Genomic DNA, 16,769 nt, shown 5'->3' with positions numbered 1-16,769 from the left:
TATGTTCGAATATGGGTCTGCCTCGCGGCCGGCGACGGAGTCGGCGCTGCTGGACCGGGCGCGCGAAGCCGGGCGCGTGGAGGCGCGAGCGGCTGCAGATCGCCTGGCGGCGGCAGGGGAGTTGTTGGTGATGCGTTGCCGCGAGTCCGGTGAGCGGGCGGAGTGGTGGGCGGACGCATGGGATGCGTCGGCCGCGGAGCTGGGCGCGGCGCTGGGATGCAGCGTGGCGATGGGCCACAGTTATCTGCGCTATGCCATGGCGATGCGCGAGCGCCTGCCGCGGGTGGGCGAGGTGTTTCGGGCCGGGGGTATCGATTACCGGTCGTTTCAAACGATCGTGTTCCGCACGGATTTGATCGACGATGCGCAGGCGCTGGCCCGCGTCGACGCGCAGGTCGCAGCCATGGTGTCGCGGCGCCCCTCGCTGAGCCGCGGCGGGTTGAGTGCAGCGGTGGACCGGGTGGTGGCCTTTGTGGATGCCGATGCGGTGCGCCGGGCGCAGCAAGCCGCCAGCGATCGCTATGTGGATGTGCTCGATAACGAGTCGGGCATGGCGTATCTGAGCGGCAGCCTGTTGGCCGCCCACGGGCGCGCCCTGGACCGCCGCCTCGACGAGTTGGCCGCCACGGTGTGTGAGGCGGATCCTCGCACGGCCACTCAGCGCCGCGCGGACGCGGTGGGGCCGTTGGTCGCCGGGGATGGGCGGCTGGTGTGCGGCTGCGGGCGTGCCGACTGCGCGGCGGGGGCGCCGGCGCGCACGAGCAACGTGATGATTCACATAGTCGCCGAGCGGGCGAGTGTGGAGGGCCGCGGGTCCGCGCCGGCGGTGTTACCCGGCGTGGAGGGCCTGATCCCGGCTGAAGTGCTCGCAGAGCTGGCCACCTCGGCGCGTCTGGTTCCGCTGGACATGCCGGCGGGGGGCTTGTCAAGATAACTGTGTAAGTAGTTGTGGCCGTTGGTGTTTAGTGGGTTGTCATAGTGGGAGTCGGTCGGGGAATTGGATCGCGAAAGCATTGAGCGCTTCGGTCCAGCGGTAGGTTCCTTGTCCTTGGGCTGATCCTCGTTTCTGGTTGATGTTGCGGATGGCCAGATACAGCAGTTTCATCGCCGCGGCGTCAGACGGGAATGAGCCGCGGGCCTTGGTGACTTTGCGCAGCTGGTAGTTCAGCGATTCGATGGCGTTGGTGGTGTAGATGATCTTGCGGATCTCGACGGGGAAGGCCAAAAACGGCACGAACTCCGCCCAGGCCCGGTCCCAGACCGCGACCGCCCCCGGGGATTTGGTCTTCCATTCAGACCGAAACTGCTCCAGGGCGACCGCAGCGGCCTGTTCGGTGGCTGCGGTGTAGATCGGGCGCAGCGCGGCGGCCATCTTCTTGCGGTCGGTATAGGAGGCGTAGCGCATGCTGGCCCGCAACAAGTGCACGACACAGGTTTGGATGACCGCCTGGGGCCAGACGGCGGCGATCGATTCCGGCAGCCCGGTCAGCCCGTCACAGCAGACGAACAACGCATCCCGGCACCCCCGATTGCGCAGCTCGGTGAGCACGCCGTGCCAGAACTTCGCCCCTTCGGTCTGCTGAATCCACACCCCCAAGACCTGCTTGATGCCCTCGACATCGACCCCGATCACCACGTGGGCGGCCTTGTTGGCCACCACGCCGCCATCGCGGATCTTGAGCCGGATCGCGTCGATGTAGAGGATCGGATAGACCGGATCGACCGGCCGGGACTGCCAGGCGGCGATCTCGTCGGCCACCACCTCGGTGACCCGCGAGACCGTGGCCGCTGAGACACTGGCGCCATAGACCTCGGCCAGGTGCTCGGTGATGTCACGGGTGCTCATGCCGCGCGCGTAGAGCGACAAGATCATGTCCTCGACCTGGCCGAGCCGGCGTTTGCGCTTAGGCACAATGACCGGATCGAAGGTGCCATTGCGGTCGCGAGGCACTTCCAGATCCACCGGGCCGGCGGTGGTCAGCACGGTCTTGCGTCCGTGGCCATTGCGCGAATTGCCCGAGCCATTGCCGGCCGGATCGCCGTGCTCATAGCCAAGGTGATCGGCGATCTCGACATCGAGGGCGCGTTCGAGAACACTCTTGGTGATCTGGGACAACAGCCCATCAGGGCCGTCGATAGGCATGCCGGAGGCCTCGGCGTCGGCAAGCAAGGCATCAAGTGCCGCCGGGGGCAGCACCTGCGCCAACTGCTTGGCAGCCTCATCGCGCGATGGATCCGATCGAGACAAAGCGATTCACTCCTGTCCGGTGGCCAGCATGCCTGACCACCATTCAGGCCCAACCACTTACACAGTCAATGAGACACGCCCCCGGCGGGTGCCGAACCCCGCTATCGTCCCTCGACCAGTCTGGCCGACTTTGTGCGCTGCCGGGACTTGACCTGTCGCGCCCCAGGTTGTGACCGCCCGGCCACCGAATGCGACCTCGACCACACGATTCCGTACGCCGATGGCGGGCCCACTCACGCCTCGAACCTCAAGTCCCTGTGCAGGATTCACCATCTGATGAAGACTTTCTGGGGCTGGCGCGACAAACAGCTGCCCGATGGCACGGTGATCTGGACGCTGCCCGACGGGCACACCTACGTCACCACCCCGGGTAGCGCACTGCTGTTCCCCAGCCTGTGTGCGCCCACCGGCGACATCGACCCGCCCGCAGCCCTTAGACCCCGACCGTGCGGCGACCGCGAGGCGATGATGCCCCGGCGCGCCCGCACCCGCGCCCAAAACCGGGCTCACCGCATCGCCACCGAACGCAAACACAACCGCCGAATGCGATTAGCCGCCGAGGTGATACACGCCGAGGCGCCGGCCGAAGGCGACGGCGAACCACCGCCTTTCTAGTGCAGCCGTTTCCGGCCCGTGTTTGCTGGGTCTCTCGATTTCGCCTGCCGCGCACGGCCGGCACCTCTAGAATGAGTCCCCTTGGTGCTGCCGTGTCGCCGGTCGGGATGAGGTTGGTCATGAATAGCCACGCGCTCAGGTCGGCACTCGTGTGGGCGGCGGCGGTGCTCGTGGTGGCCGGCTGCACGACGTTCGTTGACGGGCGCGCGCTGTCGATGCTCAACGACCCTTTCCTGGTCGGCGGGCTGCCGGCGACCAACGGGCCCAGCGGGATTCGCGCGAACGCGCCCAGCCCCACGGGCAAGGTGCTCAACACTGACGACGGGCCCATCGACAGATTGGCGTTGCTCTCGGTCAACGACATCGAGGACTATTGGCAGTCGGCGTACAGCCAGTCGCTGAAGGGCAGGTTCGTCCCGGTCAGCAAGATGGTGTCCTACGACTCCAACGACCCGAGCAGCCCGATCGTGTGCCACAACGACACCTACAAGCTCGTCAACGCCTTCTACACGTCGCGCTGCAACCTGATCGCCTGGGACCGCGGCGTATTCATGCCCGTCGCGCAGAAATACTTCGGCGACATGTCCGTCACCGGCGTGCTCGCCCACGAATTCGGGCACGCGCTGCAGCAGATGGCGAAGCTGGTGACCAGACGGGACCCGACCATCGTCCACGAACAGCAGGCCGACTGCTTCGCCGGCGTGTATCTGTTCTGGGTCGCCGACGGCAAGTCGCCGCGCTTCACGCTGAGCACCGCCGACGGGCTCGACCACGTGCTGGCGGGAATCATCACCACGCGTGACCCGGTCATGGACAGCGAGACCGAAAACGACGACGCACACGGCTCGGCCCTGGACCGGATCAGCGCCTTCCAAATGGGTTTCCTCACCGGCCCTTCGGCCTGTGCGGCGATCGACCGCGGGGAAATCGAGCAGCGGCGCGGCGATCTGCCGAACGCGTTGCGGGTCGATTCCAGCACCGGAGCGTCCGAGACCGGCGAGGTCCCGATCAACCAGGACACCCTGTCGACCCTGATGGAGCTGCTGGGAAAGATCTTCGCCCCGGCCAATCCGCCGGTGCTGTCCTATCGGCCCGCCACTTGCCCGGACGCCAGGCCCACGCCGCCGGTGTCGTACTGTCCGGGCACTAACACCATCGGGGTCGATCTGCCCAAGCTCGCCGTTGTGGGCAGGGTCGCCGACGAAAGCGAACAGACGCTGCCGCAAGGCGACGACACGGCCCTGTCCGTCGTGATGTCGAGGTACGCGCTTTCCGTGCAGCATGAACGCGGCCTGTCGATGCAGAGCCCGTGGACCGCGCTGCGCACCGCATGCCTGACCGGTGTGGTGCACCGCAAGATGGCCGAACCCATCGAACTGGCTTCGCGCAACCAATTGCAGCTCACCGCGGGCGATCTCGACGAAGCGGTCGCCGGGCTGCTCACCAACCACTTGGTGGCCAGCGACGCGGACGGCACCAGCGTTCCCGCCGGTTTCACCCGGATCGCGGCGTTCCGCGGCGGCGTCACCGGCAACGCGGACGCATGTTACTCCCGCTACCCGGGATGACGAAAGACCGTCCGGATCAACCTATTTCGGCGAGCCGGGGAATCACCTCGTCGCCCAGGCGGCGGACGAACCCGACCGGGTCCGGGTTGCCGGGCAGCGGGCCGACATTGATCATGTCGACACCGAGCTTGGCGAAGCGTTCCGCGGTCTTCAGGTACTCGTCGATATTCGCGAAGGGATCTGTCGTCGCGAGGCCGCCGGACGTCTTACGGATATCGGCTGGATTCCTGCCCACCGCGTCGCAGTGCCGGTGCAACACGTCGATCTTGTGTTCGAGCTCGCCGACGTCGTTCGACATGCTGTTCCAGATGTCGGCGTACTGCGCGACCAGGCGCAGGGTCTTTTTCTCGCCATCCCCTCCGATCAGGACCGGGGGACGCCGAATCGGTTGCGGCACACAGATCGTCTCGTTCAGCCGATAGTGCGTGCCGCGGTAGGGGCCGTCGTCTTCGCTCCACATCTGCCGGCAGATCTGCAGCGTCTCCTCGAGCATCTCGAAACGCGTGCTCAGCGGCGGATACGGAATGCCCAGTGCGGTGTGCTCGCGCTCGTACCAGGCCGCGCCGAGCCCCAGCATCGATCGGCCCTGTGACAACACGTCCAACGTCGTGACTGTCTTGGCCAACACGCCGGGGTGACGGTAGGTGACCCCGGTGACCAGTAGGGTCAGGTCGATCGTGGCGGTCTGGGCGGCCAAAAACCCCAACGACGTGTAGCCCTCGAGGAATGGATCCTGCGCCGGGCCAAGCTCTTCCATCTGGAAAAAGTGATCGGCCAGCGTGAACAGGGTGGCGCCACCCTGCTCGGCGGCCTTGGCCGCGTCGGCCAGCGTCGGGCCCAGGTTGGCCGGGTTTCCGGGGAGGAAGTCGATGAAATGCAATCCCAATTCCATTGCGATGACGTCCCTTTCTTATTGTTCGGTCAAGCGCTCGAGCAGCGACAGCGCGTCGACGATGACACGCCGCTCTGCCTCGGTATAGCGCTCCTGGATGGTCCGGGCCAGCCACTCCTCCCGGGCGCGACGGTCACTCTCGGCGCGCCTTCGCCCGGCCGCCGTCAGCGAGACCACCTGTCGCCGCCCATCATTCGGATCCGGGGACCGTTCGATGAGCGCCCGCTGTCCCAACGCGGCCAGGATGGTGGCCATCGACTGGGGACGTACCTGTTCCGCGCCGGCCAATGCGCTGGCCGACGATGGCCCCTCTTTCCATAGCCGGGTCAGCACCGCCGTCTGTGACGGTGTCAAGCCGTCGACCGCGATGTCTTTCAACCGGCGCCGCAGCCGGCTGAACACCACCCGGATATCGCGAGCCGCCGCTACCGCGGAGTCGCTGATGCCATCCACAGCACCACTCTAAATTAGACAGTTAAAACTGTCCAGTTATGGCTGCCTATTCGCGTCCGAGCAGCTGCAGCGCCGCGTCGACGGCCAGGGCCGGGACGTTTAACGTCTTGGACCGCAGATCGTGTCGGGCGCTGGCGATCTCGACGACTGCCGTCGTTCCGCTGATCAGCGCGGCCGCGGTGCGCAGCTCATCGGGCGTGCCGAAGGGATCCGAGGTTCCGTGGGTGAACACCGTCGGCACCGTGATGTCGGGCAGGTGCTCGGTGCGCAGGCGGTCCGGCTTGCCCGGCGGGTGCAGCGGGTAGGAGAACAGCGTCAGCACGTCCACCGGGGCCTCGCCGGCCGCAACCACCATGGATGTTTGCCGGCCGCCGTAGGAATGCCCGCCGGCGATCAGCGGGCCGCCGGCCAGGCCGCGGCACAGCGTGATCGCTTCGACGACGCCGGCGCGATCGGTGGCGGCCGACCCGGAGGGCGGGCCGGTGGGCCGTCGCCGCCGGTAGGGCAGGTTGTAGCGCACCGCCAGCCAGCCGCGCTGGGCCCACTCGTCGCAAACCTGTTGCAGCAGTGGAGAATCCCGATTACCGCCGGCGCCGTGGGTCAATGCGACCACGCCCTTCGCGATACCGTCGGGTTCGTGCGCGATACCCGCGATCCGATCGAGATTCGGGCGAGCCATCAGGACAGCCTAAACAGCGGGGAGACGGGGCCGTGGCCCCGGCCCAGCGGATAGGAGGCGCGCAGACATTCGGTGACCCAACGCTTCCCGAAACCCACCGCGTCCGGCACGGTGAAGCCGTGCGCGAGCGCGCAAGCGGCCGCGCTGGCCAGGGTGTCCCCGCCGCCGTGGTCGTTGCCGGTCGCGATCCGCTCCGCATCGAATTCGTGGTAGGAGGTGCCGTCATAGAGGAGGTCACAGCTGCGGTCCGACGAGCGCAGATGGCCGCCCTTGACCAACACCCACCGCGGGCCGAGCGCATGCAGGGCCTGGGCCGCTGCGCGCTGCGACGCCGGGTCGACGACGTCGATGTCCACCAGCAGCCGCACCTCGTCGAGGTTCGGCGTCACCAGCGTGGCCAATGGAAACAGTTGATTGCGAAGCGAATCCAGGGCAGCCGGCGCCATGAGGGCGTCGCCGTGCATGGACGCCGCCACCGGGTCGACGACGAGCGGGACCGTCATTTTGAGCCGGCGCCAGGTGGTGGCCACGGTGTCGATGATGCGCGGCGATGCGAGCATCCCGGTCTTGGCGGCCTGAATGCCGATGTCGCTGATCACGGCATCGATCTGCCCGGCGACGACGTCGTCGGGAACCTCGTGAAAGCTCTTGACTCCCACCGTGTTCTGCACGGTCACCGCGGTCACCGCGACGCACGCGTGCACACCCAACAGTGCCATAGTGCGCATATCGGCTTGGATGCCCGCGCCGCCCCCGGAGTCCGATCCGGCGATGGACAACACCCGTACGGGCGTCGCGCCCGGCGGCGGAACAGGCAGGAACGTCACTGCGTCAGAAGGTGTCGACCCGCCGCGCCCGGCTGCGCCGCGCTTGCGATCGCCACGGCCAGAAGGTGTCGACCCGCCGCGCCCGGCTGCGCCGCGCTTGCGATCACTGCTGCGCCAGCGGCAGATACACCTGGTTGCCGTGCTCGGCGAACTCGCGAGACTTCTCCGCCATGCCCTCGGACATAACCGCCTCGATCGCTTCCTCGCTGTCCAGGCCGTGTTCCGCCGCGTACGCCCGCACATCAGCGGTGATGCGCATCGAGCAGAACTTCGGCCCGCACATCGAGCAGAAGTGCGCGGTCTTGGCGGGTTCGGCGGGCAGCGTCTCGTCGTGGTACTCCCGCGCGGTGTCGGGATCCAGCGACAGGGCGAACTGGTCATTCCAGCGGAACTCGAAACGCGCTGTGCTCAACGCGTTGTCGCGTTCCTGGGCGTGCGGATGCCCCTTGGCCAGATCGCCGGCGTGCGCCGCGATCTTGTAGGCGATCACCCCGTCCTTCACGTCCTTGCGGTCGGGCAGCCCGAGGTGTTCCTTGGGCGTCACATAGCACAGCATCGCGGTGCCCGCCTGGGCGATGATGGCCGCGCCGATCGCCGAGGTGATGTGGTCGTAGGCCGGCGCGATGTCGGTGGCCAGCGGGCCCAGCGTGTAGAACGGGGCCTCCTCGCACCACTCCTCTTCCAGCCGCACGTTCTCGACGATCTTGTGCATCGGGACGTGTCCCGGGCCCTCGATCATCACTTGCACGCCATGGGATTTCGCGATCTTGGTCAACTCGCCGAGGGTGCGCAGCTCGGCGAACTGCGCGGCGTCGTTGGCGTCGGCGATGGAGCCCGGTCGCAGCCCGTCACCGAGGGAGAAGGTGACGTCGTAGCGGGCGAAGATCTCGCAGAGCTCGTCGAAGTTGGTGTAGAGGAACGACTCCCGGTGATGGGCCAGGCACCAGGCGGCCATGATCGAGCCGCCACGCGACACGATGCCGGTGACCCGCTTGGCGGTCAGTGGCACGTAGCGCAGCAGCACACCGGCGTGCACGGTCATGTAGTCCACGCCCTGCTCGCACTGCTCGATCACGGTGTCGCGGTAGATCTCCCACGTCAGCTCGGTCGGATCGCCCTTGACCTTTTCCAGTGCCTGGTAGATCGGCACGGTGCCGACCGGCACCGGCGAGTTGCGCATGATCCACTCGCGGGTTTCGTGAATGTTCTTGCCGGTGGACAGGTCCATGATGGTGTCCGCACCCCACCGGGTGGCCCACACCATCTTGTCGACCTCCTCGGCGATCGACGACGTCACCGCCGAGTTGCCGATGTTCGCGTTGACCTTGGTCGCAAACGCCTTGCCGATGATCATCGGCTCGATCTCGGGGTGGTTGTGGTTGGCCGGGATCACCGCCCGCCCGCGGGCGACCTCGTCGCGCACCAACTCGGCGGGCATGCCCTCGCGCGCGGCGATGAACGCCATCTCCGCGGTGATCTCGCCGGCGCGGGCGCGCTGCAACTGGGTGCCGCGGTCGCGGATCACGCCCGGCCGCGCCGGCAGTCCGGCCGCCAGATCGATCGTCGCGTCCGGATCGGTGTAGGGGCCCGAGGTGTCGTAGAGGTCGAAGTGGTCGCCATTGGACAGGTCCACCCGGCGGAATGGAACCCGCCCGCCGGCGACATCGCGATAGATCTTGTGGCTGCCTGCAATCGGGCCGGTGGTGACGGACGGTGCAGCGGTTCCCGACAACGTTTCGGTCATTTATTCATCTCCCTACGCCGGCATTACCCGGTCAGGTTCGTACGGTCGACGGCCCCGAGCCGTCCTCTCAGCGCACTGGGCATGCGCTCCCGCGTTGATGGATGGGTCCGCACGCGACGTTACCCCCACCCCGGACCACACGGCAGGGCGACAGCCCTTTCTTCCGGGGCAGTAGCCGAGGACGTTCCCCGAGTGGAAAAATGCAAACGTGCAACAGCCCCGGCGAACAGGAGAGCCGTCCACCAATGGCGACGGCATCGGATCCGAGCCGCCGGCCGACTACCTGAACATCGGCACCTTCCGATTCTGGTTCGTGGGCCAGCGCTGGGAATGGTCCGACGAGGTCGCCAGAATGCACGGCTACAAACCGGGCGATGTCGAGCCGACGACGCAACTGCTGTTGTCGCACAAGCATCCCGACGATCGCGCGCACGTCCAGGAGTTGCTCGACTACGCGCTGCAGTCAGAGGGATCGTTCTCGAGCCGACACCGATTCATCGACACCGCGGGCACCGTGCACGACGCGATCGTCGTCGCCGACCGCATGCTGGACGAGTCGGGAGCTGTGCTGGGCACCGAGGGCTACTACATCGACCTCACCGACACGCTCGACGAAACCCGGCAAGAGGTGCTCGACGAGGCGCTGCCGGACCTGGTCGAGAGCCGCGCGGCCATCGAACAGGCCAAGGGCGTGCTGATGTCCGTCTACCGGGTCAGCGCCCAACAGGCCTTCCGCGTGCTGCAGTGGCGCTCCCAGCAGACCAACGTGAAACTGCGCGCGCTCGCCAAGCAGCTGCTCGCCGAAACGGCCACCTTGCCCGCGCCGGCGGCCGCCGTGCAAAGCCAATTCGATCATTTGCTGCTGACGGTGCACGAAAGGATTTCGGCCGAGTCCGCCGGGTAACCCGCAATTCGCTAAACGGCCAGTTCGGGTCCGGGTTAATCTCTGGTGGTCTGCGGTGCGCGAACGCGCATCCCCGCCGCGTCATCGGGCTTAGCGGCTGCAGATCCCACCGGTGGCTGCGGCGAAAGGCACGAACTTGTTGGCGGTCGAACACGAGGCGCATCAGGACGCGGTCGTCGTGCGGGTCAAAGGTGCTGTCGACTCCAGGACCGTCGGTGAGCTCACCGCTCACCTGGCGACCGCGGTGGAGCTGGCCGCAACGCAGCCGGCCCATCCGCTGATCATCGACCTGCGGGATGTCGACTTCTTCGGGAGCGCGGCGTTGAATGCGGTGCTCGACTGCCACGAGGGCGGCATGGCCCGTGGGACGTCGGTCCGTCTGGTCGCCGATGACGACCAGGTGCTCCGACCGATTCAGGTCACCGAGTTGGATCGCGTCTTCGACATCTATCCGACGCTGTCGGCGGCGTTGCAGCGCGGATGACGACGATGAACGCGGGACCGCCTGCCGAGCCGAGCGGTTAGGCCTCCTCCATCGCCTCGCCGAGCTCCTCGAGGAGCTTGTTGTGGTGATTGCTCGCCAGCAGGTGTCCGGCGGCGATCACCACGGCCACCGGCCAGTCGATGAGTTCGAGCGCCGCCAGGGCGGCCAGCCCCCCGAAGTAGGCCAGCTGCTCGGGCCGGGGAATCTCCACCTGCCCGATCGCCGGCAGATTCACCACAAAGGTTTCACCCTCGCGGATCTTGTCCACCGCATCGCGCTGGGACGTGTCGCGCCGCGACTTCTTTTCCGCCATGATTTGCCTTTCAGTAACGAAGGGTTTCCCGCCTCGCTGGGTGACGCGTACAACGTCGGACCTATGTCGACGATGACCGACACCGGGGGCGATCCGCTAGTTTCGTCGATTGCTTCGGTGCTCAGGGTGCCGTTACTGGAACTCTATGCGCTGATGTGGCGCGTCGGGGTGATCGAGATTCGGAACCAACAGCGGGAGACTCGGCGAGATCCGACGGAGGCTCGGGGTTTGGTTTGTCCGGACCCGTCAGCGCACGCGACAACACGCCGGTCGCGACCGTCGCCACCGCGGCGGCGCCCAGGCCCTGGGCCCAGCCGAACGGCCCGAGTGGTGTACAGCCGAGCAGCTGGCTGACGCCCGGCGTACTGATCAAGACCCCGACCAGGCCGAGTGAGCCCAGCGCGGTGAGCAGCACCAGCGGGGCCTGAGACTCCACCAGCGTCTGGCCCAGTTCGGTCCCCACCAGCGCGACCAGCGCGACTGTCGACGCGCGCTGCGGACTACTCAGCGGACCGGTGAGGCCCGCCATCGCCCACGCCGCCGTCGTTGCCGCGGCCGTGGTCACGCCGCGGATGGCGACCGCCTGCCACAACGCGTCCTGATCCGCTCCGCGCAGCCGCGGGTCGATCGGGCCGCTGGGCTTGCTGACCGCGAGCGCCGCGGCGGGCAGCGCGTCGGTCATCGTGTTGACCAGCAAGAGCTGGCGCGTGTTCAGGGGCGACGTGCCGGTGATGGCGCTGCCGATGATCGCGAAGATCACCTCGCCGGCGTTGCCGCCGAGCAGCACCGACACGGCCGCCTGCACCCGCCGCCATAGCTGGTGTCCTTCCCGGATGGCCTCCATCAGCGCCTCGATCCGGCCGTCGACCAGCACCACGTCGGCCACCAGATGGGCCGGGTCGCTGCCGTGGGCGACGACGCCGATGCCGACAGTGGCGGCCCGGATGGCGGCGGCGTCGTTGGCGCCGTCACCGACCATCGCGGTCCGCACGTCGGCGTTCTCGAGCGTCTGGACGACCTGGACCTTGTTCTCCGGCGTCATGCGGGCGAAGATCACCCGCTCCGCCACGACGCGCTCCTGGTCCTTGCGCGACAAGGCCTCCCATTCGGCGCCGCTGATGACCTGATCGGCGGCCACCTTCAGCCCCAGCTCCGCGGCGATGGCCTTGGCGGTGATCGGATGGTCACCGGTGATCAGCTTCACGCCGACGCCGAGGCCGCCGAGATCGGCGAGCAATTGCTTGGCTTCGGCGCGCGGGGTGTCGGACAGACCGAGGAATCCGATCAACGTGAGCCCGCTGGCGCAGTACTCGGCGATGTCATCGGGGTTGTCCGCGATCGCTCGAGCCTGTTGCGGATCCAGCCGGCGCTGCGCCACCGCGATGACGCGCAGCCCGCCGGCGGCGAGTTCGGCGACCGTGCCTTCCATGGCGCCGGTGTCGCCACACGCGGCCAAGACCACTTCGGGCGCGCCTTTGACGGTCAGCTCGGTGCCGGTCACCGAGGCCGAGAACGACCTGCCGGAGCGGAAGGGCAAGTGTGCGGTGCGCGGCGCGGATGCCGAGCCGTCAACGGACGCCGCGGCCGAACCCGCCTCGACGATGGCGACGTCGGTGGCGTGCACCTGCGTGCCGCCGCTCGTCACCGGGGCGGCGTGCACGGCGCAGCGCAGCACCTCCTCGCGCGAGTACCCGGCCACCGGATGGACCTGCGAGACGCGAAGGCGGTTTTCGCTGAGCGTCCCGGTCTTGTCGAAACACACCACCTCGATGCGGCCGAGCGCCTCCACCGAGCGCGGAACCCGCACCAGTGCACCGAATTTCGTAAGCCGTCGCGCCGACGACGCCTGCGCCAGCGTGGCCACCAGTGGCATTCCCTCGGGAACGGCGGCGACCGCGATGGCGATGGCGCTCGACACCGCGTGCTGCAGGGGGAGGCGGCGCAACAGCCCGAGGGCGCCGACGAGCGCGCCACCGGTGATGCTCACCGGAAGTGCCTTGGTGGTCAGCTGGCCGAGCTGGTGCTGCAGGCCGATGTCGGAGGACAGCTCGCCCGAGATGAGGTCGGCGGCGCGACGCTGCTGGGTGTCGGGCCCGACCGCGGTCACCAGCGCCACCGCGGTGCCGGCCACCACGGTGGTCCCGGCGAACACCATGCAGCGACGCTCGGCGAGCGGCGCCCCCGGTGTCGCCTCGACCTGCTTTTCCACCGACAGCGACTCACCGGTCAGCGTCGACTCGTCGACCTCGACGTCGACCTCTTCGATGACGCGGGCGTCGGCGGGCACCACCTCATGGGTGCGCACCTCGATGACGTCGCCCGGCCGCAGTTGGGCGGCGTCGACGAGCGCGTACGATCGCTCACCGTCCGCCCCGGCGACGACCTTTCGGGCAGGCGGAATCTGTTGGGCCAGCAGATAACTCAGGCGCTTTTCGGCGCGCAGCCGCTGCGCGGCGGCCAGGATCGAGTTTCCGGTCAGCACGGTGCCGACCAGCATCGCATCGACGGGCGAGCCGAGCACCGCGCTGGCCGCCGAGCCGAGCGCCATCACAGGGGTCAGCGGGTCGGACAACTCGGCGCGCACCGCCTTAACGAGCTGCCACACCGCCTGAGCGGGCGTCTCCGCCAGCCGCAGCGCGCCGGGGGTGTCTCCCTCCGCCGGGGCGGGCGATGCGGACTCCGTCGCGGGCAACGCCTTACGGACCTGCTCGACCGACATCGCATGCCATTCGTGCAAAGCCGCCGGGCGCGGGGTGTCGGCGCCCAGGACCCCGCGGGCGAGCAGGTATCCCGAGAGCAGACCGGCCGCCGCGCCGACGTTCACCGTTTCGGATCCGAGGTTGCCCCGGACGCCTGGGATCATGAACAGCGATCCCATCGCGGTGGCGCCGGCTGATATCCCGATGCCGCGCTGGGTCGCGGCAGTGGCCGCGGGCAGCGCGTGCAGCACCCGCCACACGGCCGCGAGGTCCGGCAACAGCAGGTCGGCGTTCCACAGCGGGGCGCCGCCGCCCGGCCCTGGCAGCACACCCAGCGCCAGGTGCGCCGACGAAATAGCCTGTGCGGCAGTCGATGACAGCACCGCCACCGTGCGGCCATCCTCCTGCAGCTCGTCCACCGCGGCCGCCAGGGCATCGTCGATCGATTTGTCCGTCCCGCTCTTCAGCGGTCGGACGTCGTCGAACGCCGGCCGCAACTCGTCGAGTGACTCGTGGTCGACCGAGACCAGTTGCGCCCCGGCGCGGTTGGCCTCGCCGACCACGGCCGAGGCCAGCGGGTCGTGGGCGGGCAGGAACAGGGCCTCGACCTTCGCGTCGGGCCGGCTGCCCGAGATCCCGGGCACCTTGCGCCATCCGGCGCGCAGGCCGCTGTTCTCCAGCATGAGCTGGGCGCGACTCCACGCCGCGGGCAGCTCGCTGTCGTCCGCGCCGCGGATGCGCGCCACCCGCAACGTGTCGGTGCACAACACGCGGGGGTCGATGACGATCGCGTCGATTTTGTTCAGCCGGCGCAGGCTTTCGGGCCGCAACGGCAACACCGAGTGTCGCTCGGCCAGACCCCGGCCCAGCGTCGCGGCGAACGCCTCGGGGGTGGTCCGGTTGGCCTTGGGGGTGGTCACTTGCACCGCGGTGGCGGCCATGTTCAGGTTGCGGGTACCGGCGCCGATCGCGCCGGCGGCGAGCGCCTGCAGGAGGGCGAAGCGACCGGGAGCGCGCTCCATGCCCCTCGACGGCTGCGGCCGCGGCGACCGGTGGGTCAGCGGTTGGTCTGCGTGCAGCGCCAGCTCGGGTTCATGCTGTTCCCACGCTCGCGCCTCGGCTCGGCACTCGGCGACCTTCAGCGACTGCATCGTCAGCCCCAGCGACAGCGACGTCGGCGACTGCGAAAGCGTTTGGCTGGTCGCCTGCACAAGCGTCATCACGGTGTCGGTGGCGGGGCCGCCGATGCGGTCTTCGAGCCGGCGGCGCAGCCAGGGCTGGTAGTCGAAGAAGGTGATGCTCGCGGCGATGGTGACCGGCAGCCGGGGCAACCGTGTCGCCTGGCCGAAGAGCGCTACGCCCAGCCCGGCCGCATTGGCGGCCACGGTGACCGCCCGCGTGGCCAGCACCAGGCCGTCGCCGGGCAAGCTCGCCGACGCCGTCACGGGCCGGTCGGCGTCTTGTGATGGCGCACAACGGTTTTCGGCTTCCTCGACGACGCCGCACAGCTCGCTCAGCGAGGTGTCCGGGTCGTCGAGGTCCACGACCACCCGCGACAGCGGATAATTCAGCTTTGCTGAAGCCACGCCGGGATGGCCCAGGATCGCCTCGAGCACGGCCGGACCGAGCGGGCCGTCGGCCGCGTCGGCCAGACCGCGCACCTCGATCCACGCGCGGCTGTTGCCGCGCCAGCAATGCCGACGCAACGTGGCGCGGGTGAGTTCGCCGGAGAGCGCCTTGGCTCCCTCGCGCAAGGGGATCGTCGCGACTTCGATACCGGTTTCGATCCCGGCTCGCGCCAGCTCGGTGGTCGCCTGTAGGCCTGCAAAAATCATTCGCGACGGCAACGACCGTCGCAGAGACATTGTGATACTCAAGAGTTCAGTAAGGATTCCGTGTCAGTTGGTGCTGCGCAGCGCGGCGCTGCCGGCGCGGCGGCCGGTGGCCTTCTTGGCCGGTTTACTGGCGGCCGCCCGTTTGGTGGGGGCCTTTTGCGGGGGCGATTTGTGTGCCTGGGGCGTGGGCTCCGGCTTGGTCGGCACCGTCGTCAGCTTTGCCCGGGCCGGCGGGGCCGACTCTTTTTGTTGGCGGGCGATCCGCTGCAACACCAACGCGCCGCCGCCGACCGCCAGCAGCACCGGCCACTCGATCACGCCGATGGCCCCGAGCGCCCCCAGGCCCACCGCGGCGGCCGTCGTCGATTTGCTGCCCTTGCTGATGCCCTGCTGGATGCCGTCCGCGGCGCCCTTGATGCCGCCGACGACACCGTTCACCGCGGCGCCGCCGACCGCGCCGGCGGTGGCGGTGGTGACCGATGCCGCACGATTCAGGGTTCGACCCACGCTGCGAACCGCTCCGTCGACGACACCCATGTTCACTCCCTGGCCCATTTTCGTATTCATGCAATTCGCGTTCGCTGTTTTCATATATACCGCGGATCGCACAGTTGAGGGGATCTACGGAATTGTGCTGCCAGTTAGCCTACGCCGGGTCGCAACGTCAGTCGACGCGCAGATCGATGAGCACGGGCGCGTGATCGCTCGCGGCTTTTCCCTTGCGTTCCTCGCGGTCGATCTGCGCGTCGGTCACGCGACGCGCCAGCGCCGGTGAGCCGAGGATGAAGTCGATGCGCATGCCCTGGCGCTTCGGGAAACGCAACCGGGTGTAGTCCCAGTACGTGTAGACACCGGGACCCGGCGCGAAAGGCCGTACCACGTCGGTGAATTGCGCTTCGACCATCGCATGGAACGCGCGGCGCTCCGGCGCGGAGACGTGCGTGGCGCCGGCAAAAAACTCCATGCTCCACACGTCGTCGTCCTGCGGGGCGATGTTCCAGTCACCGGCCAGCGCGATCGCCGCGCCGGGATCGTCGCGTAGCCATCCCTGTGCCGAATCACGCAGGGCGGCAAGCCAATCGAGCTTGTAGGCGTAGTGCGGGTCGCCCAGCGCACGGCCGTTGGGAACGTAGAGGCTCCACAACCGCACACCGCCGCAGGTGGCGGCCAGCGCGCGGGCTTCCGCGACGGCGGCGACCTCCGGCTTGCTGCTCCACGTCGGCTGGCCGTCGAATCCGATCTGCACGTTGTCGAGGCCGACGCGCGACGCGATCGCCACGCCGTTCCACTGGTTGAAACCGACGTGGGCGACTTCGTAGCCGAGCTCGAAAAACGGCAGGGTCGGGAATTGGCTGTCGGAACACTTGGTCTCCTGCATGGCCAGCACGTCGACGTCGGCGCGGGCCAGCCAGTCGACGACGCGCGGCAGCCGGGAGCGGATCGAGTTCACGTTCCAGGTGGCAAGCCGCAGCGGCGATCGCAAGCGCGGCTGACCGCCATCGCTAACC

The 16,769-nt window shown here is 68.2% G+C and carries 14 protein-coding genes, 2 pseudogenes and 1 riboswitch; of the genes and pseudogenes, 6 read left to right on the top strand and 10 right to left on the bottom strand.

Translation table 11 applies throughout. From position 1 onward, the window contains the following. The first annotated feature begins 1 nt into the window (after position 1). Positions 2–934 (top strand): 13E12 repeat family protein, encoded by a 933-nt coding sequence (locus ACZ50Z_RS19735; protein WP_464485041.1) that lies wholly within the window; start codon positions 2–4, stop codon positions 932–934. Positions 935–973: 39 nt separating this feature from the next. Here ACZ50Z_RS19735 and ACZ50Z_RS19730 read toward each other — a convergent pair whose 3' ends face one another. Then, a complete protein-coding gene (locus ACZ50Z_RS19730; RefSeq protein ID WP_464486090.1) occupies positions 974–2,206 on the bottom strand; it encodes an IS256 family transposase in 1,233 nt (410 codons plus the stop codon). A gap of 117 nt (positions 2,207–2,323) precedes the next feature. Between ACZ50Z_RS19730 and ACZ50Z_RS19725 the strand changes: the two are divergent. Then, positions 2,324–2,863 (top strand): annotated as a pseudogene (locus ACZ50Z_RS19725) (HNH endonuclease signature motif containing protein); the annotation flags it as partial. 119 nt (positions 2,864–2,982) lie between these two features. Next, positions 2,983–4,431 carry a neutral zinc metallopeptidase gene (locus tag ACZ50Z_RS19720; protein WP_464485040.1) on the top strand — a complete coding sequence of 483 codons (1,449 nt, stop codon included), beginning with the start codon at positions 2,983–2,985 and terminating at the stop codon, positions 4,429–4,431. Positions 4,432–4,447: 16 nt separating this feature from the next. On the opposite strand, the gene ACZ50Z_RS19715 is transcribed toward ACZ50Z_RS19720, so the two are convergent. The 5 genes from ACZ50Z_RS19715 to thiC form a co-directional block, all read right to left on the bottom strand. Further along, a complete protein-coding gene (locus ACZ50Z_RS19715; protein WP_464485039.1) occupies positions 4,448–5,323 on the bottom strand; it encodes an LLM class F420-dependent oxidoreductase in 876 nt (291 codons plus the stop codon). An 18-nt stretch (positions 5,324–5,341) separates the two neighbouring features. Continuing rightward, positions 5,342–5,776 (bottom strand): MarR family winged helix-turn-helix transcriptional regulator, encoded by a 435-nt coding sequence (locus tag ACZ50Z_RS19710; RefSeq protein ID WP_464485038.1) that lies wholly within the window; start codon positions 5,774–5,776, stop codon positions 5,342–5,344. Between the two features lie 46 nt (positions 5,777–5,822). Continuing rightward, on the bottom strand, positions 5,823–6,455 hold the full coding sequence (locus tag ACZ50Z_RS19705; protein ID WP_464485037.1) for an alpha/beta hydrolase family protein: 633 nt from the start codon (positions 6,453–6,455) through the stop codon (positions 5,823–5,825). Further along, positions 6,455–7,282 (bottom strand): bifunctional hydroxymethylpyrimidine kinase/phosphomethylpyrimidine kinase, encoded by an 828-nt coding sequence (gene thiD / locus ACZ50Z_RS19700; protein WP_464485036.1) that lies wholly within the window; start codon positions 7,280–7,282, stop codon positions 6,455–6,457. Before thiD ends, ACZ50Z_RS19705 begins: the two co-directional genes overlap by 1 nt. Before the next feature lie 103 nt (positions 7,283–7,385). Further along, entirely contained in the window at positions 7,386–9,026 is a 1,641-nt protein-coding gene (thiC, locus tag ACZ50Z_RS19695) for a phosphomethylpyrimidine synthase ThiC (RefSeq protein WP_464485035.1), read from the bottom strand. Beyond that, positions 9,019–9,129, bottom strand: a riboswitch (TPP riboswitch). It overlaps the preceding gene by 8 nt. 105 nt (positions 9,130–9,234) lie before the next feature. Between thiC and ACZ50Z_RS19690 the strand changes: the two genes are divergently transcribed. Together ACZ50Z_RS19690 and ACZ50Z_RS19685 are read left to right on the top strand one after the other, a co-directional pair. Beyond that, entirely contained in the window at positions 9,235–9,930 is a 696-nt protein-coding gene (locus ACZ50Z_RS19690) for a PAS and ANTAR domain-containing protein (protein ID WP_464485034.1), read from the top strand. 136 nt (positions 9,931–10,066) lie between these two features. After that, positions 10,067–10,414, top strand: coding sequence for an STAS domain-containing protein (locus tag ACZ50Z_RS19685; protein WP_464486324.1), 348 nt, complete (start codon positions 10,067–10,069; stop codon positions 10,412–10,414). 37 nt (positions 10,415–10,451) lie between these two features. Here the strand turns inward: ACZ50Z_RS19685 and ACZ50Z_RS19680 are convergent, their stop codons facing one another. Continuing rightward, positions 10,452–10,727, bottom strand: coding sequence for a hypothetical protein (locus ACZ50Z_RS19680; RefSeq protein WP_464485033.1), 276 nt, complete (start codon positions 10,725–10,727; stop codon positions 10,452–10,454). Between the two features lie 63 nt (positions 10,728–10,790). Here ACZ50Z_RS19680 and ACZ50Z_RS19675 point away from each other — a divergent pair. After that, a pseudogene (locus tag ACZ50Z_RS19675) lies at positions 10,791–10,868 on the top strand (hypothetical protein); the annotation flags it as partial. Here the strand turns inward: ACZ50Z_RS19675 and ACZ50Z_RS19670 are convergent. The 3 genes from ACZ50Z_RS19670 to ACZ50Z_RS19660 all read right to left on the bottom strand — a co-directional run bounded on the left by ACZ50Z_RS19670 (position 10,849) and on the right by ACZ50Z_RS19660 (position 16,732). Next, positions 10,849–15,291 (bottom strand): HAD-IC family P-type ATPase, encoded by a 4,443-nt coding sequence (locus ACZ50Z_RS19670; protein ID WP_464485032.1) that lies wholly within the window; start codon positions 15,289–15,291, stop codon positions 10,849–10,851. The pseudogene ACZ50Z_RS19675 and the gene ACZ50Z_RS19670 sit on opposite strands and share 20 nt — an antisense overlap. Before the next feature lie 33 nt (positions 15,292–15,324). Beyond that, positions 15,325–15,798, bottom strand: a complete 474-nt coding sequence (locus ACZ50Z_RS19665) for a hypothetical protein (protein WP_464485031.1) — start codon at positions 15,796–15,798, stop codon at positions 15,325–15,327. Between the two features lie 127 nt (positions 15,799–15,925). Next, positions 15,926–16,732, bottom strand: a complete 807-nt coding sequence (locus tag ACZ50Z_RS19660; protein WP_464486323.1) for an exodeoxyribonuclease III — start codon at positions 16,730–16,732, stop codon at positions 15,926–15,928. Positions 16,733–16,769 lie beyond the last annotated feature (37 nt).

This window comes from Mycobacterium sp. NTMscope_MAC_269, assembly GCF_976985695.1.
This window is presented reverse-complemented; position numbering and strand designations above follow the sequence as displayed.